This is a genomic window from Pseudomonas sp. LF020 (genome assembly GCF_053456425.1).
Genome location: NZ_JBRFIX010000002.1, coordinates 259,461 through 282,094, shown reverse-complemented (window position 1 = coordinate 282,094; position 22,634 = coordinate 259,461). Strand labels below are relative to the sequence as shown.

Annotated in this window: 25 protein-coding genes; 16 read left to right on the top strand and 9 right to left on the bottom strand. The window is 59.3% G+C overall.

Going from position 1 to position 22,634, the window contains the following annotated elements; translation table 11 throughout:
- The first annotated feature begins 45 nt into the window (after positions 1-45).
- The 4 genes from fapC to fapF all read left to right on the top strand — a co-directional run bounded on the left by fapC (position 46) and on the right by fapF (position 3,947).
- Positions 46-1,044 carry an amyloid-like fimbrin subunit FapC gene (fapC, locus tag ACU680_RS05385; protein ID WP_367084412.1) on the top strand — a complete coding sequence of 333 codons (999 nt, stop codon included), beginning with the start codon at positions 46-48 and terminating at the stop codon, positions 1,042-1,044.
- A gap of 63 nt (positions 1,045-1,107) precedes the next feature.
- Positions 1,108-1,788, top strand: a complete 681-nt coding sequence (gene fapD, locus ACU680_RS05380) for a fibril amyloid maturation endopeptidase FapD (RefSeq protein ID WP_448178857.1) — start codon at positions 1,108-1,110, stop codon at positions 1,786-1,788.
- A 44-nt stretch (positions 1,789-1,832) separates the two neighbouring features.
- Complete coding sequence (gene fapE, locus ACU680_RS05375; RefSeq protein WP_448178856.1) at positions 1,833-2,579, top strand: fibril amyloid subunit FapE; 747 nt, start codon at positions 1,833-1,835, stop codon at positions 2,577-2,579.
- Positions 2,580-2,624: 45 nt separating this feature from the next.
- Entirely contained in the window at positions 2,625-3,947 is a 1,323-nt protein-coding gene (gene fapF / locus ACU680_RS05370; RefSeq protein WP_448178855.1) for a fibril amyloid transporter FapF, read from the top strand.
- A gap of 85 nt (positions 3,948-4,032) precedes the next feature.
- Here fapF and ACU680_RS05365 read toward each other — a convergent pair whose 3' ends face one another.
- The gene (locus ACU680_RS05365) at positions 4,033-5,358 is read right to left on the bottom strand and encodes a sigma-54 dependent transcriptional regulator (RefSeq protein ID WP_007964636.1); all 1,326 of its coding nucleotides are present in this window, start codon (positions 5,356-5,358) and stop codon (positions 4,033-4,035) included.
- A 346-nt stretch (positions 5,359-5,704) separates the two neighbouring features.
- On the opposite strand from ACU680_RS05365, the gene ACU680_RS05360 reads away from it, so the two are divergent.
- The 3 genes from ACU680_RS05360 to nhaB all read left to right on the top strand — a co-directional run bounded on the left by ACU680_RS05360 (position 5,705) and on the right by nhaB (position 9,113).
- A complete protein-coding gene (locus ACU680_RS05360) occupies positions 5,705-5,971 on the top strand; it encodes a hypothetical protein (RefSeq protein ID WP_003225374.1) in 267 nt (88 codons plus the stop codon).
- A gap of 280 nt (positions 5,972-6,251) precedes the next feature.
- Positions 6,252-7,541 carry an NHL repeat-containing protein gene (locus tag ACU680_RS05355; RefSeq protein WP_448178854.1) on the top strand — a complete coding sequence of 430 codons (1,290 nt, stop codon included), beginning with the start codon at positions 6,252-6,254 and terminating at the stop codon, positions 7,539-7,541.
- Between the two features lie 69 nt (positions 7,542-7,610).
- Positions 7,611-9,113, top strand: coding sequence for a sodium/proton antiporter NhaB (gene nhaB / locus ACU680_RS05350; protein WP_448178853.1), 1,503 nt, complete (start codon positions 7,611-7,613; stop codon positions 9,111-9,113).
- Positions 9,114-9,214: 101 nt separating this feature from the next.
- On the opposite strand, the gene ACU680_RS05345 is transcribed toward nhaB, so the two are convergent.
- Genes ACU680_RS05345 through gnd form a run of 3 tightly spaced genes read right to left on the bottom strand, consistent with a single transcriptional unit; the run spans position 9,215 to position 12,518 of the window.
- Positions 9,215-10,021 carry an HAD family hydrolase gene (locus ACU680_RS05345; protein ID WP_448178852.1) on the bottom strand — a complete coding sequence of 269 codons (807 nt, stop codon included), beginning with the start codon at positions 10,019-10,021 and terminating at the stop codon, positions 9,215-9,217.
- On the bottom strand, positions 10,018-11,541 hold the full coding sequence (gene zwf, locus ACU680_RS05340) for a glucose-6-phosphate dehydrogenase (RefSeq protein ID WP_448178851.1): 1,524 nt from the start codon (positions 11,539-11,541) through the stop codon (positions 10,018-10,020). The genes ACU680_RS05345 and zwf overlap by 4 nt, the downstream gene beginning before the upstream one ends.
- Positions 11,538-12,518, bottom strand: coding sequence for a phosphogluconate dehydrogenase (NAD(+)-dependent, decarboxylating) (gnd, locus tag ACU680_RS05335; RefSeq protein WP_448178850.1), 981 nt, complete (start codon positions 12,516-12,518; stop codon positions 11,538-11,540). The genes zwf and gnd overlap by 4 nt, the downstream gene beginning before the upstream one ends.
- 274 nt (positions 12,519-12,792) lie before the next feature.
- Between gnd and ACU680_RS05330 the strand changes: the two genes are divergently transcribed.
- Together ACU680_RS05330 and ACU680_RS05325 are read left to right on the top strand one after the other, a co-directional pair.
- The gene (locus ACU680_RS05330; protein ID WP_007964649.1) at positions 12,793-12,975 is read left to right on the top strand and encodes a DUF6026 family protein; all 183 of its coding nucleotides are present in this window, start codon (positions 12,793-12,795) and stop codon (positions 12,973-12,975) included.
- Positions 12,976-13,174: 199 nt separating this feature from the next.
- On the top strand, positions 13,175-14,923 hold the full coding sequence (locus ACU680_RS05325; RefSeq protein WP_448178849.1) for a phosphoethanolamine transferase CptA: 1,749 nt from the start codon (positions 13,175-13,177) through the stop codon (positions 14,921-14,923).
- Positions 14,924-15,263: 340 nt separating this feature from the next.
- On the opposite strand, the gene galU is transcribed toward ACU680_RS05325, so the two are convergent.
- The gene (gene galU / locus ACU680_RS05320) at positions 15,264-16,103 is read right to left on the bottom strand and encodes a UTP--glucose-1-phosphate uridylyltransferase GalU (protein WP_007912230.1); all 840 of its coding nucleotides are present in this window, start codon (positions 16,101-16,103) and stop codon (positions 15,264-15,266) included.
- A 258-nt stretch (positions 16,104-16,361) separates the two neighbouring features.
- On the opposite strand from galU, the gene ACU680_RS05315 reads away from it, so the two are divergent.
- Complete coding sequence (locus ACU680_RS05315; protein WP_007964653.1) at positions 16,362-16,547, top strand: hypothetical protein; 186 nt, start codon at positions 16,362-16,364, stop codon at positions 16,545-16,547.
- A 151-nt stretch (positions 16,548-16,698) separates the two neighbouring features.
- On the top strand, positions 16,699-16,986 hold the full coding sequence (locus ACU680_RS05310) for a hypothetical protein (RefSeq protein ID WP_367084402.1): 288 nt from the start codon (positions 16,699-16,701) through the stop codon (positions 16,984-16,986).
- Positions 16,987-16,989: 3 nt separating this feature from the next.
- On the opposite strand, the gene ACU680_RS05305 is transcribed toward ACU680_RS05310, so the two are convergent.
- Both ACU680_RS05305 and ACU680_RS05300 read right to left on the bottom strand, forming a co-directional pair.
- Entirely contained in the window at positions 16,990-17,220 is a 231-nt protein-coding gene (locus ACU680_RS05305) for a hypothetical protein (protein ID WP_007964656.1), read from the bottom strand.
- Positions 17,221-17,292: 72 nt separating this feature from the next.
- Positions 17,293-17,649 (bottom strand): hypothetical protein, encoded by a 357-nt coding sequence (locus ACU680_RS05300; protein WP_027612690.1) that lies wholly within the window; start codon positions 17,647-17,649, stop codon positions 17,293-17,295.
- Between the two features lie 212 nt (positions 17,650-17,861).
- On the opposite strand from ACU680_RS05300, the gene ACU680_RS05295 reads away from it, so the two are divergent.
- The 5 genes from ACU680_RS05295 to ada all read left to right on the top strand — a co-directional run bounded on the left by ACU680_RS05295 (position 17,862) and on the right by ada (position 21,001).
- Positions 17,862-18,164: a DUF1883 domain-containing protein gene (locus tag ACU680_RS05295; protein WP_024164475.1), complete on the top strand. Its 303-nt coding sequence runs from the start codon at positions 17,862-17,864 to the stop codon at positions 18,162-18,164.
- A gap of 35 nt (positions 18,165-18,199) precedes the next feature.
- Positions 18,200-18,370, top strand: coding sequence for a hypothetical protein (locus tag ACU680_RS05290; RefSeq protein ID WP_448178848.1), 171 nt, complete (start codon positions 18,200-18,202; stop codon positions 18,368-18,370).
- A gap of 95 nt (positions 18,371-18,465) precedes the next feature.
- Positions 18,466-19,176 carry a 2OG-Fe(II) oxygenase gene (locus ACU680_RS05285; RefSeq protein WP_448178847.1) on the top strand — a complete coding sequence of 237 codons (711 nt, stop codon included), beginning with the start codon at positions 18,466-18,468 and terminating at the stop codon, positions 19,174-19,176.
- Between the two features lie 5 nt (positions 19,177-19,181).
- Positions 19,182-19,847, top strand: coding sequence for a DNA oxidative demethylase AlkB (gene alkB, locus ACU680_RS05280; protein WP_448179128.1), 666 nt, complete (start codon positions 19,182-19,184; stop codon positions 19,845-19,847).
- A gap of 86 nt (positions 19,848-19,933) precedes the next feature.
- Complete coding sequence (gene ada, locus ACU680_RS05275; RefSeq protein WP_448178846.1) at positions 19,934-21,001, top strand: bifunctional DNA-binding transcriptional regulator/O6-methylguanine-DNA methyltransferase Ada; 1,068 nt, start codon at positions 19,934-19,936, stop codon at positions 20,999-21,001.
- Here ada and ACU680_RS05270 read toward each other — a convergent pair.
- Both ACU680_RS05270 and acuI read right to left on the bottom strand, forming a co-directional pair.
- A complete protein-coding gene (locus ACU680_RS05270) occupies positions 20,998-21,456 on the bottom strand; it encodes a GyrI-like domain-containing protein (RefSeq protein ID WP_448178845.1) in 459 nt (152 codons plus the stop codon). The genes ada and ACU680_RS05270 overlap by 4 nt on opposite strands.
- A 61-nt stretch (positions 21,457-21,517) precedes the next feature.
- Complete coding sequence (gene acuI, locus ACU680_RS05265) at positions 21,518-22,501, bottom strand: acrylyl-CoA reductase (NADPH) (RefSeq protein ID WP_367084398.1); 984 nt, start codon at positions 22,499-22,501, stop codon at positions 21,518-21,520.
- Between the last annotated feature and the right edge of the window lie 133 nt (positions 22,502-22,634).

The following is a 22,634-nucleotide window of genomic DNA, read 5'->3' as shown; positions in this document are numbered from 1 at the left end:
AAGTACCAACACTTAACCAACTAATAAGCACGATGGAGAAACACCATGAAAACTACAATGGCTCTCAAACCACTGGTTTTCGCACTTGCAGCAGTAATGGCAATGGCGGCTCAAGCAGGCGGCAACGATCATGGTAACAATGGTGGTCACGGTCACAACCCTCCTCCACCAAAAGGCCCTACCCTGGAAGAACTGCTGCAAATCGGCGCAGGTGCCGGTGCTGCGGTACTCGACGTGCAAAACAACGGCGGTAACACCGTCCTCAACCAGGGCACCCAGAACAACGCCGGCATCAGTGGCTCGCTTAATGGCGCCAACGGTAACGTCGGTGCCAACAACGTGGCCGGTGACGGCAACCAGCAAGACAACGCCGCGGCTCTGGCTACCGCCGACGAAAGCTTCATCTTCGGCTCTGCGGTGTCCGCTTCCAGCGCCACTCAAGTCAACAGCAACAACACCGTTGGCAACTACTCCAGCAACAACAACGCCAACATGAACAACGTTGGCAACAGTGGCTCGGGTAACATCGGCGTGAACAACGCTGCCGGCAACTTCAACCAACAGAAAAACAACCTGGCAATCGCTGTGTCCGGTGGTCGTGTAGCGCAAGCCGCTGCTGCTGCCAACCAAAGCACTACCGGTCTGCAAGTCGGCAACAACGGCACTCAGACCTACAAAAAAGACACCCTCACTGGCACTGTCGCCGCCGTCGGCGTATTCGGCGCCGTGGGCGAAGCTACCATCAAAGGTGACAGCCACGGCGGTGGCGGTTATGGCAACGACGACAAAGGCCATGGCGGCAATGGCGGCAGCAAAGATCAGAAAGCTACCTTCGAAGCCGTGGGTGCCTTCGGTCTTGCTGGTGTAACCACGCAACAAGTGCTGACCCCAGACGGCTGGAAAAACCCTGTCACCAACACTGCCAGCATGACCAACGTAGGCAACAACTGGTCGGGTAACGGTGGCTTCAACAACGCTTCCGGCGTTGGCAACCAACAAAGCAACTCGCTGTCCATCGCTGCAGGTTGCAAAGCCTGCATGTAATCGCGATCGAAACGAAAGCCCCGGAAACGGGGCTTTTCCTCAGTCCGCAAAGGCGTATCGATCATGTGTAAGACTGCCTTTATCGCCCTGCTTTGCCTGTCCGGCCTGACCCAGGCTGCCCAGATGCCTGTCGCTGCCCTGCCCGGCGGCGTACTCGTCTACAAGAACGTGCAAAGCATCCGTGAACGCAAGTTTGCCGACATCGTCGAACAGAAAACCGATTTCAGCTGCGGCGCCGCCGCACTGGCCACGGTATTGCGCCAGGCTTATTGGCTCGACGTCGATGAAGAGCACATCATCAAAGGCATGCTGGTCAACGCTGACCAGGACCTTGTGCGTACGCAAGGTTTTTCCATGCTGGACATGAAACGCTATATAGAAAGCATCGGCATGCGCGCCAGGGGCTACAAGATTCCACCGGAAAAACTCGACGACGTAACAATCCCGGTGGTGGTACTGATGGAAATTCGCGGCTACAAGCATTTCGTGGTGCTGCAGCGTTCGGACAAGGATTGGGTTTATATCGGAGATCCCGTCTTAGGCCACAAACGCTACGCCCATGATGACTTTGTCAAAGGTTGGAACGGCATCGTCTTCGCCATCGTCGGCCCCGGTTATGACAAAACCAATGCATTGCGCATGCCACCGACCCCGCTGACCGCGAAGAACAAGCTGGATAACTTCAACCCTGTCAGAGATGCTGAATTGATGGACTTCGGGTTCATACAGAGCGACTTCTTTTAATCGCCGATTATAAAGAATGGGACTGGATGTCCCGGGAGCAGCAGATGAAAACCTCATACTGGCTGGCCGCCGCCTGCCTGGCAGCGAGCGTGTCAGGCTATGCCAATGCAGGATTCAAACCCATCGAAGTTCAGGATCAGGAGCTGTCCCAGCTTCGTGGTCGTTACGTCATGCCGGGGCGGATCATCAGCTTCGGCATTGTCATGAGCAGTACCTGGCGCAACGCCAGTGGTGATCTGATCGGCGCTGCGACGTCGATGCAAATCCAGGCCGCCACGATCAAACCGGAATTCTATGTCTCGACCATCAAGGAACAGGGCAACGGCAGCACCCCGACGCCGGGCACTGGCAATGTCATTGGTGGCGCGGCACTCAACAGCAGCCAGGGCGTGACCCAAAGCGTACGCGCCGCCGGCGACGGCAACACCGCCAGCAACAACGTGGCAATCAACGTAAAAGAAGCCAATACCCCTCCGCCACTGGCCCCCGCCCAAGGCCAGGCGCTGATGGCCGGGCAGAGCATCGGGGCCAGCAATGCCGCCGGCAGCGTCGCCGTTTCGGCCAGCAACAGTGGCGTGCAAATGGCGATTCAGGCCTCGGGCAATCAGGGCACTGCCCTGCAACAAGTGGCCCAGGGTGGCCTGCTGCAGAACACTCGCCTGCTGGGCAGCGCCAACGTGGTCAATAACATGACCCAACTCAATGTTGTGCTTAACAATAACGGTATCAGCCCCGGCGCACTGGACTGCAACCTGACTCAACTCAGGGCACTACGCAATATCGGATATTGAACTACGCTGAGTCTCGATCATTGGGCTTAAAGGGACGGCTTATTCATGTATCGATCAGTATCACTGCGTGCCGCTGTATGTTTGAGCACTCTTCTACCCGCAGCCATGCTGCAAGCGGCACCGGACGCCGACGTAGAAGCCCTGAAACAGGAGCTTCTGGAGCTGAAGCAACGCTACGAAGTACAACAAAAGGCCCTGGCGGTGCTCGAACAACGGGTCCGTCAGGTCGAAGATCAACCGGCAGCCCCGCAACCCAAACGCCTGGCCAAGTCACCGTCTGACATGAAGGGCAATCCAAAAGTCGCGACCAGTACCGGGGCTCCCGGAGTTGGCGCGGCGGCAGCGTCGGGGGGCGCAGCCGGGGGCAGCGGCGCGTCCTACGGCCAATCGCTGGCCGATGATTCGCAACCGGCGCAGAGTGTGTCCAACCTCTACGACGAAGCCAGCGGCTTCTTCGGCGGCGGTAAATTCAGCTTTGAAACCGGTGTGACCTACTCGCGTTACGACACCCGGCAGTTGATTCTCAACGGCTTCCTCGCGCTGGACTCGATCTTTCTGGGCAACATCAACCTCGACCGGATCAAGGCCGACACCTGGACGCTGGACCTGACCGGGCGCTACAACTTCGACAATCGCTGGCAGTTCGACGTGAACGTGCCGGTGGTTTACCGCGAATCGACCTATCAGTCCGGCGGCGGCAACGGTGGTGCATCGAACGTCACGACGGAACAGGATGTTTCGCGCGACCCGACCATCGGCGACGTCAACTTCGGCATCGCCTACAAATTCCTCGACGAGTCGGTCAACACGCCGGACGCGGTGGTCACCCTGCGGGTCAAGGCACCCACCGGCAAGGATCCGTTCGGTATCAAACTGCGCCAGACCGACGCCAACTCCAACCTGTTCGTGCCTGACACGCTGCCAACCGGTAACGGCGTCTGGTCGATCACCCCCGGCGTCTCGCTGGTCAAGACCTTCGACCCGGCTGTGCTGTTCGGCAGCTTGTCCTACACCCACAACCTGGAAGAGTCGTTCGACGACATCAGTTCGACCGTCAACCAGAAAACCCCGGGCAAGGTCAGTATTGGCGACAGCTTCCAGATCGGCGCCGGTATTGCATTTGCACTGAACGAAAAGATGAGTATGTCGTTTTCAATGTCTGATCTGGTGCAACGCAGGAGCAAACTCAAACCCGATGGCGGGGATTGGCAATCTGTGGTGTCCAGTGACGCCAACGCAGGTTACTTCAACGTCGGCATGACCATTGCTGCCACGGACAACCTGACTATCGTGCCCAACCTGTCGATCGGCATGACCCCGGATGCCCCCGACTTTTCCTTCAGCCTGAAATTCCCGTACTACTTCTAAAGCAAAAGATCGCAGCCTGCGGCAGCTCCTACAGGGTTACAAATGTAGGAGCTGCCGCAGGCTGCGATCTTTTGAGCTTTGGTCTCTAGCGAATCTGATGTTTGTGCAGCAGCCGATAAAACGTCGGCCGCGACACTCCCAGCACCTTCGCCGCCACACTGAGGTTGTCGCTGTGGCGGTTCAATACATCGCACAGCGCCTGGCGTTCGGCGCGGGTCTTGTAGTCTTCCAGCGTACCCATCGGCGTAGAAATCGTGTGCTGGCTGAGCAATCCCAGATCGCGGGCTTCGATCTGTCGACCTTCGGCCAGAACCAGACCCCGTCGCACGCGGTTGGCCAGCTCGCGCACATTGCCCGGCCAGTCGTGCTTGCCCATGGCGATCAACGCATCCTCACTGAAGCTGCGCGGACGGCGGCCGGTTTCGTGGCTGTAGAAGTGCGAGAAATGGTTGGCCAGCATCGACAGATCACCATGGCGCTCGCGCAATGGCGCGGTCACCACCTGCAGCACATTGAGCCGGTAATACAGGTCTTCGCGAAAACGCTTTTTCTCGATGGCGGCTTCGAGGTCGACGTGGGTGGCCGCCAGCACGCGAACATCAACCGGAATCGGCTGACTGCCACCGACGCGCTCGATGTGTTTTTCCTGCAGAAAGCGCAGCAGATTGGCCTGCAATTCCAGCGGCAGATCGCCGATTTCATCGAGAAACAGCGTGCCGCCATTGGCGGCCTCGATGCGCCCGACCTTGCGCTGATGGGCACCGGTAAAGGCACCTTTCTCGTGGCCAAACAGTTCGGACTGAATCAAGTGTTCGGGAATCGCCCCGCAATTGATCGCCACAAACGGCTTGCTGTGGCGCTGGGACTGGCGGTGCAGCGTGCGCGCCACCAGTTCTTTACCGGTGCCACTTTCACCGCGGATCAGCACCGGGGATTCGGTCGGCGCCAGTTTGCTCAATAACTTGCGCAGCTCGCGGATCGGCTTGCTGTCGCCGAGCAGTTCATGTTCCGGCTGATCGACGTGAATCGTGCCTTGCCCGCGCAGACGCGCCATGCCGAATGCGCGCCCCAGGGTCACCTGGACCCGCGAGACATCGAATGGCAAGGTGTGAAAATCGAAAAACCATTCGCAGACGAAGTCACCGACGTTCTGCAACCGCAGGACTTCCTGGTTCAACACGGCGATCCACTCGGTGCCGCTGCGACTGATCAGTTCCTTGACCGCTTCGGGACGTTCAAGGTGAAAAGGTTGCAGTCGCAGCAGCCCGACATCGCATGTCCGATCGGCGGCATTTTCCAGGGTACAGCTGTCGACATCCCAACCTACCGTGCGCAATCCGGGTAACAGGCGATGGCAGTCGTCACAGGGGTCGACTACCAATAAACGTCGTAACGCTGGCGCTTCGATCATGACTGTTCCTTGGCGCCAAATTTAAGGAAATTATTGTAAAAACAGTCATTTGGCAGACCCGACTGTAACATTAGCAAGAAATTGACAGGGCCTTGTATCGATTGCTTATAGGTGTACAAGCTAACGAGTTATAAGAAGCGAGTTTATTAGTCAGCTATCGAGTTGCTATCTTTCACCAGGCTTTCAAAAACGTTCGGAATGTTGAGCCTGAGCAATTAAGTTGAAATTTCTTTGTTTCGTGTGTGACCTGCCACGGGGTTGCGTGCATCAGTACAAGTAACCAGCCGAACGGTAAGCCCAACCGACGGCACATCACTTGATTGGGCACGACAGAGAGAAGACCCCAATGACCGCCCCGCTCCGTATCAACGAAGCTCTTTTGATTGCCAACCACGCGTTCAAACCCTTTCAGTGCGTGGCCTGGGCCCCACAAGACGGCAACGGCGAACTGAACCTGACCGTCATCGATCGCACCAACTCGCACATTGGTCGCCAGCAGATCCCGAGCAGCGCCTACTCCGATCCGGCGCAACTGGAACTGCTGTTGCAACAGGCCCGCGCCGAATTGAGCAAAGAAGGTTACCTGCTGCAATCGTGGTCGATGCCACATTGATCAGAGGATCATGCGGATGACGCTCAGGTCATCCGCCCTCTGTTCTTTTAGTTACCTGCGGTAGTTCGTCTCCAGTACTTTTGTACAACTTTCCTTAAAGCATCAGGCGCCACTGCTTGGCATGCTTTCATTTGGTTCAAAAAGACACTGTTATGGCACAGTGCGACCCTCCACCTGTTAGTTCTGTCAGTTGAACTTGCGTGTATTCAGGGATTGAATGTTCCGCTCATGCAGTTACCCGCCCGATTCGGGCCTGGTCAACTTGCAAGGAGAAGCATGCATGTCCTCCGAGAACGCCTTTGCGCGACCGGCACTACTCAATCGCTGCGGACAACTGGACAGACAATTCGCCAAGACTGGCGTTGCTCAGGTCTATTTCGCTGGCAGTGTTTCCAGCATGACCCAGGGTGTTGCGCTCGATCGAGAGGGGCGCGTGCTGGTCGCGGCCAAGATCGGTACTGCCCGAGGCAGCCGGTTTGGTCTGGCGCGAATACTCGCTGACGGTTCGGCCGACCTCGCGTTCGGCCAGCAAGGCAGCGTCATCGGCGAATTCGAACCTGGCTTCGAAGCCACCGCCGGCAAAATCCAGGTGTTACCCGACGGACGTATCCTGCTGGCCGGTCTGCATTATCAAACCGCCCACCGCACCCTGCCCGCGCTTGCCTTGTTCAGCGCCGACGGCATCCCGGACCCGCGCTTTGGTGAAAATGGCCGTAAAGTGGTGCGCCTGCCCGGCGACTTGTCCATCGGCTCCCGCGATGCCTGGCTGCCGCCCGGCGTGCCTGGCGCCGAAGCCTGCGACATTGCCGTGCAGGACGACGGGCACATTCTGCTGATCGCCAATCATCATTTCGAACTCGCCGACCATGCCGGCATGCTGATTCGCCTGATGCCAGACGGTGCGCTTGATCCGAGCTTCAATGGCCGCGGCTTCGTGATGATTCGTCATTTGCTGCTCAACACCTGGCTCAGCAGCCTTGCACTGCAGCAGGACGGGCGGATCCTCGTCGCCGGCTCCATCGACTTCCCCCAAGAGGGGCTGGTGGCGCGCTATCTGCCTGACGGGCGTCTGGATGAGCGCTTCGCGGTGGATGGTTTCCTCGCCTTCAAGGCCCACGGCCAAAGCGCCATGGTCAGTCAGGTCATCGAGTCGCAGGAGCATCTGCACTGCTTTGGCAGCAGCCGCGATCCGATCCGCTGTCTGGCACTGAGCCTGCACAACAACGGCCGACCGGAGTTGCGCAACAACGCCGGTCATCCGCATCTGCTGGAAATCGGCCCCAGTGGTTGCCAGTGGAGCGCCGCCCAGTGCATGGCCGATGGCCGCATCATCGCGGTGGGCGCGACCATTGGCGGAATCGAGGCGGATTTCATCGTCGCGCGCTATTTGCCTGATGGCCAACTTGACCACGAGTTTGGCAACGGCCACGGCTGGCTGCGCACGCGGCTGGGACGCAGCCTCGACACCGCCAATTCCCTCGCGGTGCAGGCGGACGGACACATATTGGTCGGCGGCTATTCACTGGACGGCAACTACCGCGCCATGGTCGCGCGCTATCTGAATCAATAACTCCCCCCAGACTTGAACTTGCCATGCACTTGCGGCAACTTGCGCGCTTCTTAATACAAGGAGCAAACGATGTCCGGTTCACTGGCCCAGGCGTTCGCGCATAACTTCCTCGGGCATTCGCCCCGCTGGTACAAGGCGTGCATCGTCGGGTTCCTGATCCTCAACGCCGTGGTGCTGTTCACTGTCGGCCCGGTCGCCGCCGGCTGGTTGTTGGTGATCGAGTTCATTTTCACCCTGGCCATGGCCCTCAAGTGCTATCCGCTGATGCCCGGCGGCTTGTTGCTGATCGAAGCCCTGCTGCTGAAGATGACCACTCCGCAGGCGTTGTACGACGAATTGCTGCACAACTTCCCGGTGATCCTGCTGTTGATGTTCATGGTCGCAGGCATCTACTTCATGAAGGATCTGCTGCTGTTTCTGTTCTCACGGTTGCTGCTGGGCATGCGCTCCAAGGCGCTGCTGGCGTTGATGTTCTGCTTCCTCTCGGCCTTTCTGTCGGCGTTTCTCGATGCCCTGACCGTCACTGCGGTGATCATCAGCGCGGCGGTCGGCTTCTATTCGGTCTATCACCGCGTGGCCTCGGGCAATGATCCGCGTCAGGACAGCGAGTTCAGCGACGACCGCCATCTGCCCGCGCTGCACCACGAAGACCTGGAGCAATTCCGCGCATTCCTGCGCAGCTTGCTGATGCACGGCGCGGTCGGTACTGCACTCGGTGGAGTCTGCACCCTGGTCGGCGAGCCACAAAACCTGCTGATCGGTCATGAAATGGGCTGGCACTTCGCAGAGTTCTTCCAGAAAGTCGCGCCGGTTTCGCTGCCGGTACTGGTGGCGGGTCTGGTGACCTGCGTGCTGCTGGAAAAACTGCGCTGGTTTGGCTACGGCACCCTGCTGCCGGACAACGTCCGCGCCGTGCTGGCCAATTACGCCGCCGAAGACAACGCCGAACGCACCCCGCGTCAGCGTGCCGCCCTGCTGGTGCAAGGCGCTGCCGCGTTGATTCTGATTGGCTGCCTGGCGTTTCATGTTGCCGAAGTCGGCTTGATCGGCCTGATGGTGATCGTGTTGATCACCGCGTTTACCGGCATCACCGACGAGCATCGCCTCGGCGGCGCGTTCAAGGACGCCATGCCGTTCACTGCATTGCTGGTGGTGTTTTTTGCCGTGGTCGCGGTGATTCACGATCAACAACTGTTCGCCCCACTGATCCAGTGGGTGCTGGCGCTGCCGGCGGAGCAACAGCCGGGCATGCTGTTCATCGCCAACGGGCTGCTCTCGGCGATCAGCGACAACGTGTTCGTCGCCACGATCTACATCACCGAAGTGAAACAGGCCTTCCTGTCCGGGCACATGAGTCGCGAGCACTTCGAGACCCTGGCGATCGCGATCAACACCGGTACCAATCTGCCAAGCGTGGCGACCCCGAATGGTCAGGCGGCGTTCCTGTTCCTGCTGACCTCGGCGATTGCGCCGCTGGTGCGCCTGTCGTACGGGCGGATGGTGTGGATGGCGTTGCCGTACACCGTAGTGATGGGGTTACTGGGCTGGTACGCCGTCAGCTACTGGCTCTGACAACAACCACGTGTAGGAGCTGCCGAAGGCTGCGATCTGTTGATCTTGCTGCATAAAAAACAAGATCAAAAGATCGCAGCCTGCGGCAGCTCCTACAGGTGTTACCGGAGGATGTACTTCTCGATTGCCTGCGCCACGCCGTCTTCGGTGTTTGGCGCAGTCACCACATCAGCCTGACGCTTCACCGCCTCCTCCGCCTGCCCCATGGCAATCGACAATCCCGCGCAATGGAACATCGCCGGGTCGTTGCCGCCATCGCCAATCGCTGCGGTCTGTTGCAGCGGAATGCCAAGGTGCGCGGCAATCGTCGTCAGTGCGGTGCCCTTGTTGGCTTCCAGCGCTGTCACGTCCAGATACACCGGTTGCGAGCGCGAAACCTGCGCCATGCCGTTGACCCTGGGCAACAGACGCGCCTCAAGCTCGATCAGCAAATCCGTGTTGTTACTGGTGGCGACGATCTTGTCGATGCGTTCCAGGTACGGCTCGAAGCTATCGACCACCACCGGCGGATAACCGAGGCCGTGCTGCTCGCGCGGCACCATCGGCCCGTGCGGATCCTTGAGCAACCAGTCGCCACCGCTGAACACCCAGATCTCCACATCCGGCTGGTCAGCAAACAACGCCAGGGCAATCAGCGCCGTCGGCACCGGCAGGTAATGCGCCACCAACAGACTGCCATCCGGATTGACGATGGTGCCGCCATTGAAGGCGGCGGTCGGCAGATCGACACCCAAGGCTTCGATCTGCTGCAACATGGCTTTGGGCGGGCGCCCGGTGGCCAGACTGAACAACACGCCGGCCTCGCGCAGCGAACGCACGGCGTCGATGGTGCGCTGGCTCAGGCTGTGATCGGGCAGCAACAGCGTGCCGTCCATGTCACTCAGTAAAAAGCGGATCGAGTCACTCATCCCAGACCATGCCAGACGCGACCGTCGCGAGTCAGCAGATCATTGGCGGCTTGCGGGCCGTCTTCCCCGGCAGCGTAAGTCTCCACGCTAGCATCCTGTTGCCAGGCATCGAGGAACGGTTGCACCGCACGCCAGCCGTTCTCGATGTTGTCGGCGCGCTGGAACAGCGTCTGGTCGCCGGTCAGGCAGTCGTAGATCAGCGTTTCGTAGCCGGTGGACGGCTGCATTTCGAAGAAGTCCTTGTAGGCAAAACCCAGCTCGATGTTGGCCATGTTCAGCGCCGGCCCCGGCCGCTTGGCCAGCAGGTCGAACCACATGCCTTCGTTGGGCTGGATCTGGATGCGCAGATAAGTCGGCTGCAACTCATCGACTTCGGTGTCGCGGAATTGTGCGTACGGCGCCGGTTTGAAGCAGATGACGATTTCGGTGTCGCGCACGCTCATGCGCTTGCCGGTGCGCAGATAAAACGGCACGCCGACCCAGCGCCAGTTGTCGATCATGACTTTCAGTGCGACGTAGGTTTCGGTGTTGCTGTCAGGCGCCACGTTGGCTTCCTGACGATAGCCATTCAACGCTTTGCCACCGACCTCGCCGGCGCGGTACTGACCGCGTACAGAGTTGGCTCGCGCCTCTTCAACGCTCCACGGGCGGATCGCGCCGACCACTTTGGCCTTCTCGCCGCGCACGGCGTCAGCGCCGAATGCGGCCGGCGGTTCCATGGCGACCATCGCCAGCAACTGGAACAGGTGATTGGGCACCATGTCACGCAGCGCACCGGTGTGCTCGTAAAAACTGCCGCGGGTTTCAACACCGACGGTTTCGGCGGCGGTGATTTGCACGTGGTCGATGTAATGGTTGTTCCAGAACGCCTCGAACAGGCTGTTGGAGAACCGGCTGACCAGAATGTTCTGCACGGTTTCCTTGCCCAGGTAATGGTCGATCCGATAGATCTGTTTCTCGGACATGACCTTGAGCAGACAGGCGTTCAACGCTTCGGCGGTTTGCAGATCGGAGCCGAACGGCTTCTCGATCACCACCCTTCTGAATGCTTCGGGAGTTTCCTCGAGCAACTTGGCCGCGCCGAGACGGCGTACCACTTCACTGAAGAAACGTGGCGCGGTGGCCAGGTAGAACACCGCATTGCCAGTGCCGCTATCGGCAATTTTTGCCGCCAGCGCGGAATAAGTGCTGTCGTCCAGGAAGTCGCCCTGGACGTAGCTGATACCTTTGGCGAGCTTGGCCCACAAGGCCGGATCAAGCATCTGATCGCCCTTGCCGACTTTTGCCGCCACTTCGGTACGGATGAAGTCTTCGAGCTTTTGCGCGAAGGCTTCATCGGTAATGGCGTTGTGATCAACGCCAACGATCCGCAAATTTTCGTCAAGCAAGCCGTCGCGACTGAGGTTGTACAGCGCCGGCATCAGCAAGCGCTTGACCAGGTCGCCGTGGGCACCGAACAGAAACAGCGTGGTCGGTGGTGCGGGTTCTGCCTTGGATTTTCTGCGGATCGTATGGGTCATTTCTTCGGAGTCTCCACGTGGCCGCCAAAGCCGAAGCGCTGGGCCGAAAGAATCTTGTCGCCAAAAGTGCCCTGACCGCGCGAGCGATAGCGCGAGAACAGCGAGTTGGACAGCACCGGAACCGGCACAGCCTGCTCCATCGCCGCCTCGATGGTCCATTGACCTTCACCGCTGTCAGCCACCGAACCGGAGAAACCGTCGAGTTTCGGATCGCTGGCCAGTGCATCGGCAGTCAGATCGAGCAACCACGAGGAAACGACGCTGCCACGACGCCAGACCTCGGCGATGTCGGCCACGTTCAGGTCGAAACGCTGATCTTCCGGCAGACGCTCGCTGGACTTGGTCTTGAGGATGTCGAAGCCCTCGGCGAACGCGGCCATCATGCCGTACTCGATACCGTTGTGAATCATCTTCACGAAGTGCCCGGCACCGGCAGGACCGGCGTGAATGTAGCCGTGCTCGGCGCGGTGATCCTCGGACTTGCGATCCTTGGTGCGCGGAATGTCACCCATGCCCGGCGCCAGAGCGGCGAACAGCGGATCAAGGCGCTGCACGGTCCCGGCATCACCGCCGATCATCATGCAATAACCGCGTTCCAGTCCCCAGACGCCGCCGGAGGTACCGACGTCGATGTAGTGCAGGCCCTTCTCCGACAGAGTCTTGGCGCGGCGGATGTCATCCTTGTAGTTGGTGTTGCCGCCGTCGATGATGGTGTCACCGGCTTCCAGCAAGTCGCTCAGAGTGTTGATGGTGTCTTCGGTCGGTGCGCCGGCCGGCAACATGACCCATACCGCACGCGGCTTGGCCAGGCCTGCCACCAGGGCCGGCAAGTCGGCAACGCCGGTGGAGCCCTCGGCGACCAGGTTATCGATGAAAGCGGTATTGCGGTCGTAAACAACGGTGGTGTGACCGTTGAGCATCAGACGTCGCGCAATATTGCCGCCCATGCGGCCCAGTCCAATAATCCCGAGTTGCATGTGCTGATGCTCCTTACTACAAATAAATGTGTGTCATTGGTTATAGCCCAACGCGACTGATGGAGGTTAGTCCAGAGCGTTGCGATGAAGTTTCCGGGCATTGTGCCCGATCCAGACTGATAACGCCCCGAATCCTGCCGAAGACACACCGACCATGAAAAATAAAAAAGTTCCATTCATGGGCAAAAGAAATCAAAATTGGCGCCGATAGCAAGTCAGTAGCCCCGACGCGGGGACGATTTGCAGTTGAGACACGCCATTTGCGAGGTGAGCAATGGGCACAGTACACACAGCAATGCCGCCACAAACCCTGTACGTCACGATCCGTCGCGATGAATTGCGCCAGTTGAAAGACGAGCGCGACCAGTTGAAGCAGGAGCTGGCGCAGCTGCGCTCGCTGACCCAGGGCGCTCAGCCCAAACCTCTGCCGGTGGTCCAGCGCCATCCGCACGCCTGACCTGCCCCGCCAGCTTCGGGAACGGCACCTGTCGTTCCCGACATGATGCTCCCCTGCCCCTGATCAGCAACTAACGAAGTTTTCACATTGCCTTGGTGATACTCCGGCCCATTCTGGCCGTGCGTTTGCGCGCGGCTTCCGTTCGTCGGTTTGATGTAGCGCTCCGACGGTGGTTAGTGACGATGAGCTGGAGTGCTGAATGGCATTGTTCAAACGCAGCAAAACGACTGCGACAGGTTTCGACTGGGCCGGGGTTCTCTGGCTGTTCGCGTTCTTCTGGTATTTCTCGGGTATCACCCAACTGTTGATCCAGCTGACCGGCACCTCCGGTTTCAGCGGTTTCCGTCAGGCTTTCGTGATGAGTGCGCTGTGGCTCGCCCCGATGCTGGCGTTCCCCAAACGCACCAAACTGCTGGCCGCGCTGATCGGCGTAGTCCTGTGGGCCTGCTCCATGGCCAGCCTGGGCTACTTCTTCATCTATCAGCAGGAGTTCTCGCAAAGCGTCATCTTCATCATGTTCGAGTCGAACATTTCTGAAGCCGGCGAATACATGACGCAGTACTTCGCCTGGTGGATGATCCCGGCGTTCCTCGCCCATACCGCTTTCGCCTATTTCCTGTGGACCCGCCTGCGCCCGGTGTACATGCCCCGAGGCCGTGCGTTCGTGGCCGCAATCGCGATCGTCTTCGCCGTGGTCGGTTACCCGCTGATCAAACAGACCCAGCGTACCGGCAGTTTCGCCGGCGGTTTCGAGAAGTTCGAAGACCGCATCGAGCCAGCCGTGCCCTGGCAGATGGCAGTGGCTTACCACCGTTACCTCGACACCCTGGCCGGCATGCAGGACATGCTGCACAGCACCAGCAAGGTGCCGCCGCTGCATAACCTGAAAGCTGCCGACGCCGATAAACCGTCGACCCTGGTGCTGGTGATCGGCGAGTCGACCAACCGTCAGCGCATGAGCCTGTACGGCTATGGACGCAAGACCACTCCTGAGCTGGACAAGCTCAAGGATCAGCTCGCGGTGTTCGACAACGTCATCACCCCACGCCCCTACACCATTGAAGCGCTGCAGCAGGTCCTGACCTTCGCCGATGAAGAAAACCCTGATCTGTACCTGTCCACGCCGTCGCTGGTCAGCATGATGAAACAGGCCGGTTACAAGACGTTCTGGATCACCAACCAACAGACCATGACCAAGCGCAACACCATGCTCACGACCTTCTCCGAGCAGGCCGACGAGCAGGTGTACCTGAACAACAACCGCAACCAGAACGCCGCGCAATACGACGGTGACGTGATCGAGCCGTTCAACAAGGCGCTGACCGACCCGGCGCAGCGCAAGCTGATCGTCGTGCACTTGCTCGGTACTCACATGAGCTACCAGTACCGCTATCCGCCGACCTTCGACAAGTTCCAGGACCGTACCGGCGTGCCGGCCGGCGTGCGTGACGATCAGGTGCCGACCTACAACAGCTACGACAACGCCGTGCTGTACAACGATTTCGTGGTGTCGAGCCTGATCAAGGACTACGCCAAGTCCGATCCGAATGGCTTCCTGCTGTATCTCTCCGACCACGGTGAAGACGTGTTTGACTCCGCCGGCCACAACACCCTCGGCCGTAACGAAAACAAACCGACCGCGCCGATGTACACCATTCCGTTCATGGCCTGGGCTTCGCCGAAATGGCGCGAGACCCACGACTGGAACTTCGCCGCCGACCTGGGCCGGCCGTACAGCAGCTCGCACCTGATCCACACCTGGGCGGACTTGGCCGGTTTGAGTTTCGATGAACTGGACCGCAGCAAGAGCCTGGTCAGCGACAGCTTCAAACCGCGCCCGCTGATGATCGGCAACCCGTACGAACGCGAGCAGCGCGCCTTGATCGACTTCAGCCTGATGAAGCCGAAAAAGGTTGACCCTGCCGCTGCGAATGTCGTCCAGCAGTAACAGCGTAAAAGCACCGGTTCCGAGAGATCGAAATCGGCGTAACGCATAAAGAAAAAGCTCCGTATCGCAAGATACGGAGCTTTTTTGTTCCAGACGGACAGGTTGCCCGCTTGTGCAAGCCTCCACTGTGCCGCCTGAAGGGAATCGGCGCAACGAGCATGCTCGCACGCGCGCTCCCCCTTGAAAAAAGCAGCCAGCGCGCTCAGAGGGCGTCAGTGAATCGCGCCACCGGGGTCAAGGATTTTTCCAGCACAAAAACAAACGCCCCGAACAGGTCGGGGCGTTTGTGGGTGCATTCGCTTGGGTGCTTTCACACCCTTCACGCTACAGATCCGCGCTATCAGTAAGCCTTGCCGGTCTTGTAGAAGTTCTCGAAGCAGAAGTTGGTCGCTTCGATGTAGCCTTCAGCGCCACCGCAGTCAAAACGCTTGCCCTTGAACTTGTAGGCCATGACGCAGCCGTTCTGGGCCTGCTTCATCAGGGCGTCGGTGATCTGGATTTCACCACCCTTGCCTGGCTCGGTCTGCTCGATCAGGTCGAAGATGTCCGGGGTCAGGATGTAACGACCGATGATCGCCAGGTTCGACGGCGCGTCTTCCGGCTTTGGCTTCTCGACCATGCTGTGTACGCGGTAGATGTCGTCGCGGATCATCTCGCCGGCGATCACGCCGTACTTGCTGGTTTCCTGCGGATCAACTTCCTGAATGGCGATGATCGAGCAGCGGAACTGCTTGTACAGCTTGACCATCTGGGTCAGAACGCCGTCGCCTTCGAGGTTGACGCACAGGTCGTCCGCCAGTACCACGGCAAACGGTTCGTCACCGATCAGCGGGCGACCGGTGAGAATCGCGTGGCCCAGACCTTTCATTTCGGTCTGACGGGTGTAGGAGAACGAGCACTCATCCAGCAGTTTGCGGATGCCGACCAGGTATTTCTCTTTGTCGGTGCCTTTGATCTGGTTTTCCAGCTCATAGCTGATGTCGAAGTGGTCTTCCAGAGCGCGCTTGCCACGACCGGTCACGATCGAGATTTCAGTCAGGCCAGCGTCCAGAGCTTCTTCAACGCCGTACTGGATCAGTGGCTTGTTTACCACCGGCAGCATTTCTTTGGGCATGGCTTTAGTCGCTGGCAGGAAGCGAGTACCGTAACCGGCTGCTGGGAACAAGCATTTCTTGATCATATAAGTCCTTGAAAGGGCTGTGTGTACGAGTTTCGGCGCAGTCTAATCAGGCGGCGCGCACCTTACAATGCCCCGCACTGGCTAACCGATGCCAACATAGAGAAATATTCTCGCCGATAGTTCCGTTGGCGACTTTGCCCAGCGGAAACAGAGTAGCTCAAACACGCAAATGCGCTGCATCACCATACGCTCATCATCCCCCAATGTGAGGATTTGTCGGTATCATGGCGCCTTTGATCCAGCGAACGAGACAGATAGATGGCCGCGGTAAAAATCATCAACGGGTATGTGATCGACAAGAAAGACGGCAAGTGGAACCTGACCACTACCAATGGCGAACACATCGCCGGTCCTTTCGACAGCGAGCAGTTGGCGACTGATGTAGCGTCGGTGTTCACTGACACCCCTGCATCGTCCAAGCGCCGTGGCAAAGATCAGGACTGATCGGTTGCGACACACGCCGAGCCCTGCCCTTGTGCAGGGCTTTTTTGTGGCCGCTCGCAGCGCGATGAAAACAAGTGGCCAATCGCTATAACCTTTTCATGCTGGCGCTGTCAGAGCGTTTAGCCCCTCCCTCGCTGAAGACGACACACTTATGAACATGAACAGAATGCTGCCGCTGCTCGCGGTATTGGCCCTCGGTGGCTGTGCCACCTCGGAAACCACCTACCTGAACAACGGCGAACAGGGCTTGAGCATCGACTGCTCCGGGGAAGCCAACTCCTGGGCCACCTGCTACGAAAAGGCTGACGCCTCCTGCGCCGGCACCGGTTACCGCATCGTCGGTACCGACGGCACGCCGGCGCCCAAGGAAAGCGACAAGACCCTCGGGGTCGATGTCGGCAACTACAAGAACCGCAGCGTGGTGGTGGTCTGCAAATAGACCCTACATGTGGATCTCGGCGAATTTGATCCCGAGCCCGCGCACGACCTCGATCAGGTCGTCGAGCCGGGCGAAGGATTCGACTTCGTCGTTATCGTCCACCAGAAAATAGCTGCGACCGGCGCTCTTCTTGAAAAACACGATCCACTCGCCCGAGTTCGCCGGATTTTGAATCACATGCGTGGCAGAGATAAGGCCCTCTGCATGCCGTTCCCGTACTTGCTCTCGCTTCATGCGCGACTCCAGAAATGAAAATGCCGTCACAGCATCACTGTGACGGCATCGGTGCTGATGGACGCTATTCTATCAGCCGGAAATACAGGCATTGGCGGCGTTTTGCACGTCACGGGGACGAACCGGCACATTGGACATCCGCTCATGCAGCTTGATGCTGCTGCCGCCGGAACGGTCTTCGATATCAAACACCGCGGCCGCGCCGGTGGAAAATTTCCCGGGAACAATCACTCGCACGCCATCCTTGTGCGGCTGCATCTGCAGCGCGCCGCGGCTGTTGGCAAGCTTGTCGGCCAGGCACTGAGCATACTCATGGGGTTTCTTGCCGGAAATCACGCTCATGGTGGGCAAGGTTTCGTTGATTTCGGAAACACTCGCGCAACCACCCACGACTAACATCAACGGCAGACACACCACACCCCACTTCATACAAATACCTCCCATAAAGACCCTCGGACAGCAGTAATGCCATTTTTCTCCGAGGCTTACTCCATTAAACCCGCATGGAATCGCGAATAACTGTTTTTAATTGTCAAAGCAGCGCTCGACGGCGGGATAATAACCCGTTCGGGCTGATAAACTGCGCCAATCGCACATGCTATCGTTTTGATTTAGTAGAAAAAGCCCTTCTGGAGGCGCCCATGAAATTCATTCACCAGCGCGAGCACCTCAACGAAGACGACATCGTCGTCATCCAATGCTCGCAAACCTGCAACATCCGCTTGATGAACGACGCCAACTTCCGCGCGTTCAAGAACGGCGGCCGCCACACCTACCACGGCGGCGCTTTCGACACGTTTCCTGCGCGCATCACCGCACCGAGCACCGGTTTCTGGAACATCACCATCGATACCGTCAACCGTCGCGCCATCAGCGTCACGCGCAAACCGACCCTGACCCACTCGATCAAGATCATCCGCCGCTCCAGCTCCAAGCTGAGCTGAGCTGAGTCGCCTCTAACGCAAAGGTAAGCACGACCGTGGCCCAAACGACCAAATACGTCATCAAATACAAGCTCAACGGCGAACGCCGCTTCGAATTCGCACAACTGGAAAACGGCACCGTCGAAGAGGCCAAGGCTGCACTGGATGCCATCCACGGCCAGACTGATGATGTAATCAGCGACATCGCCGTCAGCAAAGCCCTGTAACGCAACATCCGGGGATTCGACCGCAAGCGGCGGAGTGTTCTGCCGCCGGGATTTACCCAGACTGACAGCCTCGACCAAAGGGTTCAGGAGTCAGCATGTCAATGTCCCCGTCTCGGCTGGATGCGCTCGATTGGGCAAGCCTCGAACAGCATCTGGATCAATATGGCTATGCCATCGTCCGCTCGCTGCTGTCGGCGCAGACCTGTGAACGCTTGAGCGCCCTGTATCCGCAGACCGAACCGTTTCGCTCGCAGGTCATCATGGCCCGCCACGGTTTCGGTCGCGGGGAATACAAGTACTTCAGCTATCCCCTGCCGACCACTATCGAACGTCTGCGCACTGCGCTTTACCCACGCCTGGTGCCACTGGCCAATCGTTGGTACGAACGCATGAATCTGCCCGCACGCTTTCCCGCCACCCATACCGAGTTTGTGCAGCGCTGTCAGGCTGCCGGACAACTGCGGCCGACACCCTTGCTGTTGCGATACGGTCCGGAGGACTACAACTGCCTGCATCAGGATCTGTACGGAGAACTGGTTTTCCCACTGCAAGTGGCGATTCTTCTGTCGGAGCCCGGAGAGGATTTTACCGGTGGCGAGTTCATCCTGACCGAGCAGCGCCCACGCATGCAGTCGCGCCCGCACGTTGTGGATCTGCACAAGGGTGACGCGGTTATATTCGCGGTCAACCAGCGCCCGGTCAGCGGCACACGCGGTGATTATCGAGTGACCATGCGTCACGGCGTCAGTCGCCTGCACAGCGGAAATCGGCATACTCTGGGCATCATCTTTCACGACGCATCATGAACGCCATGCACCCGACCACCTTCGACCTGTTCGCCGACCACGAACCCGAGCAACAACCCCGCGCCGAGCAGATCGGCGAACAATCGTGGGTGTTGCGCGGCTTCGCTTTGCCGGTGATCGATCAACTATTGCCAGCGTTGGAAGCCATTCTCGCCGTAGCACCGTTGCGCCACATGATGACCCCGGGCGGTTTCAGCATGTCGGTGGGCACCAGCAGTTGCGGAACCCTGGGCTGGATCACCGACCGTAGCGGTTATCGCTACAGCTCGGTGGATCCGCTGACCGGCAAGCCCTGGCCGGCGATGCCAGAAGTACTGTCAGAACTGGCGCGCCAAGCAGCAGAGCGCGCAGGATTTGCCGACTTTCATCCAGACTCCTGCCTGATTAACCAATATGTCCCCGGGGCCAAAATGTCTTTGCATCAGGACAAAGACGAAAATGCCTACGCGGCGCCGATCGTGTCGCTGTCATTGGGATTGCCGGCGATGTTCCTGTTCGGTGGTTTTGCCCGCAGCGACAAGAGCCAGCGCATTCCTCTGCTGCACGGCGACATGGTGGTCTGGGGCGGAGTCGATCGCCTGCGTTTTCACGGCGTATTGCCGATCAAGCCCGGCCAGCATCCGCGTCTGGGCGAGCGGCGGATCAACCTGACCTTGCGTGTCGCCGGGTGAACTGAAAAGTTTGACCGCAAGGCCCGGAGTGTTACCAACATCGCCGCTGGTTAACCTGAATCAAACAGGTCAACGGACTACTCGCCATGAAAAAGCTTTCACCCCTCATCAACGTTGAAACCGATCCACGCTGGGCCGCCGTCGTTGCACGGGACCCGCGGGCCGACGGACAGTTTGTCTATGCGGTGAAAACCACCGGCATCTACTGCCGCCCCAGCAGTCTTTCACGTTTGCCCAAGCCGCAGAACGTCGAGTTCTTCGACAACGCCGAAGCCGCCGAAGCGGCGGGTTACCGTCCGAGCAAACGCACGAGCAAGGATCAGACTGAAGTCGCCAGCCAGCACGCCGCGACCGTGGCGATGGCCTGTCGGCAGATCGAGTCGAGTGAAACAGTGCCCGCGCTCAATGAACTCGCCGAGGCCGCCGGCCTCAGCCCGTTCCATTTTCATCGCGTGTTCAAGGCGGCTACCGGCCTGACGCCCAAAGGCTACGCAGCGGCGCATCGTTCGCGCCGGGTGCGTGAACGGCTTGCAGACGGCGGCTCGGTGACCGATGCGCTGTACGACGCGGGTTTCAATTCCAACAGCCGCTTTTATGAGTCGGCCGACAAGCTGCTGGGCATGAAACCCGGCGACTACCGCGCGGCCGGACGCAACAACGACATTCACTTTGCCGTCGGCCAATGTTCGCTCGGCGCGATTCTGGTGGCGCAAAGCGAGCGCGGTGTGTGCGCGATTCTGTTGGGCGACGATCCGCACCAACTGGTGTGCGATCTGCAGGATCAGTTCCGTCAGGCCAACCTGATTGGCGCCGATGCCGGCTTCGAGCAGTTGATTGCCAAGGTGGTGGGTTTCATCGAAGCGCCAGCGCTGGGCCTCGATTTGCCACTGGACGTGCGCGGCACGGCGTTTCAGGAACGGGTATGGCAGGCACTGCGGGAAATCCCCGCCGGACGCACCGTCAGCTACGCCGAAATCGCCCAGCGCATTGGCGCGCCGACGTCCATGCGCGCCGTGGCGCAGGCCTGCGGCGCCAACCGTCTGGCTGTGGCGATTCCCTGCCACCGCGTGGTGCGCAGCGATGGCAATCTGTCGGGGTACCGCTGGGGCGTGGAGCGTAAGCGCCAGTTGCTGGAGCGCGAAACGCAGCCTTAGCGCACGCCGATGTAGACCGCAACGGACTCGGGGCCGGTATAGGCCTCGAAGTCGGTGGCGTAACGACGCTGAATCTGCGGATTCTCCTCAAAGAACTTCCAGATCTTTCCCCAGGTCGAGATGACCGCGTCAGGCAACAAGCCCTGCGCCTCGAACACCAGATACTCGCCCGCTTCGATCCGCACGGACTCGAAGTCTTTGACCGAAGCATTCACGGCAACGCCAGCGGTAACGTCAAACGCACCCGAAGCATCCGACTCGTAAGCCGAATACACGCCATAAATCGGCGAATGGACTGATTTGCCGGGAATGGTTTCGGCCAGTTCCTCGCCGAAAAACCGACCCCACATCGGGCCGATTTTCGCGGTTTCAGGTTGGTGCTCTGCGGCGTTGGTGGTGCGAACGCGCAGGCCAGCAACGGTAAAGGCGTCGATTTGCTGTCGTTTCAAATCCATCGAAATTGCGGCTCCCTGAATAGAAGTGCGGCCACAAAGGGCCGCAATGCCGCCTACTTTGTCAGCGATTGACGTCGACCACAACCCTGCCGCGCAGTTGTCCGGCGAGCAGTTTCGGCGCCGCGTCGATGGCTTCGCTCAAGGCGATTTCATGGCTGATCAAGGGCAACAGGGCGAAGTCCAGATCTTTGGCCAGGCGCGCCCAGGCCTCAATCCGCCGTGCCTTGGGCTGAGTCACGCTGTTGATCCCGGCCAACGTCACGCCGCGCAGAATAAATGGCGCCACCGACGCCGGAAAATCCATGCCCTGGGCCAGACCGCAGGCCGCCACCGTGCCTTCGGCGCGGGTGCTGGCACAGGCGTTGGCCAAGGTGTGACTGCCGACCGAATCGATCACTGCGGCCCAGCGTTCCTTGGCCAGCGGTTTGCCTGGTTCCGACAAGGTTGCGCGGTCGATGATCTCGCTGGCGCCCAATTGCTTGAGGTACTCATGCTCCGACACCCGGCCGGTGGACGCCACCACGCGATAACCAAGCTGGCTGAGCAAGGCGATGGCGAAACTGCCCACTCCGCCATTGGCGCCGGTCACCAGCACTTCGCCCTGATCCGGCGTCACGCCGTTACGCTCCAGCGCCAGAATGCACAGCATCGCCGTGTAGCCGGCGGTACCGATGGCCATCGCCTGCGCTGCGGTAAATGCCTTGGGCAGAGGAATCAGCCAGTCGCCATTGAGTCGCGCCTTCTGCGCCAGCCCGCCCCAGTGACTTTCGCCCACACCCCAGCCATTGAGCAGCACCTGATCACCAACTTTATAGTCGGGATGCGAACTGGCTTCGACCGTACCCGCCAGATCGATCCCCGGCACCATCGGGAACTTGCGCACCACCGGGCTGCTGCCAGTAATCGCCAGACCGTCCTTGAAGTTCAGCGTGCTGTACGCGACCTTCACCGTCACGTCGCCTTCAGGCAACTGCGCTTCGTTGATCTGCTGCAGGCTGGCGCGATATCCGCTGTCGTCTTTGTCGATCAAAATGCCGTTGAACATGGCTGCCTCTCAATCAATGGGTTCAAGTCCTCGTGCCCTGAAATAACACAAAGCAACACATTGCCCCACCCGACTTTGCGCTAATTCGCAAATCCATCCAGTAATTCCGGAGCGGGCGGCTATGCTTTTTCGA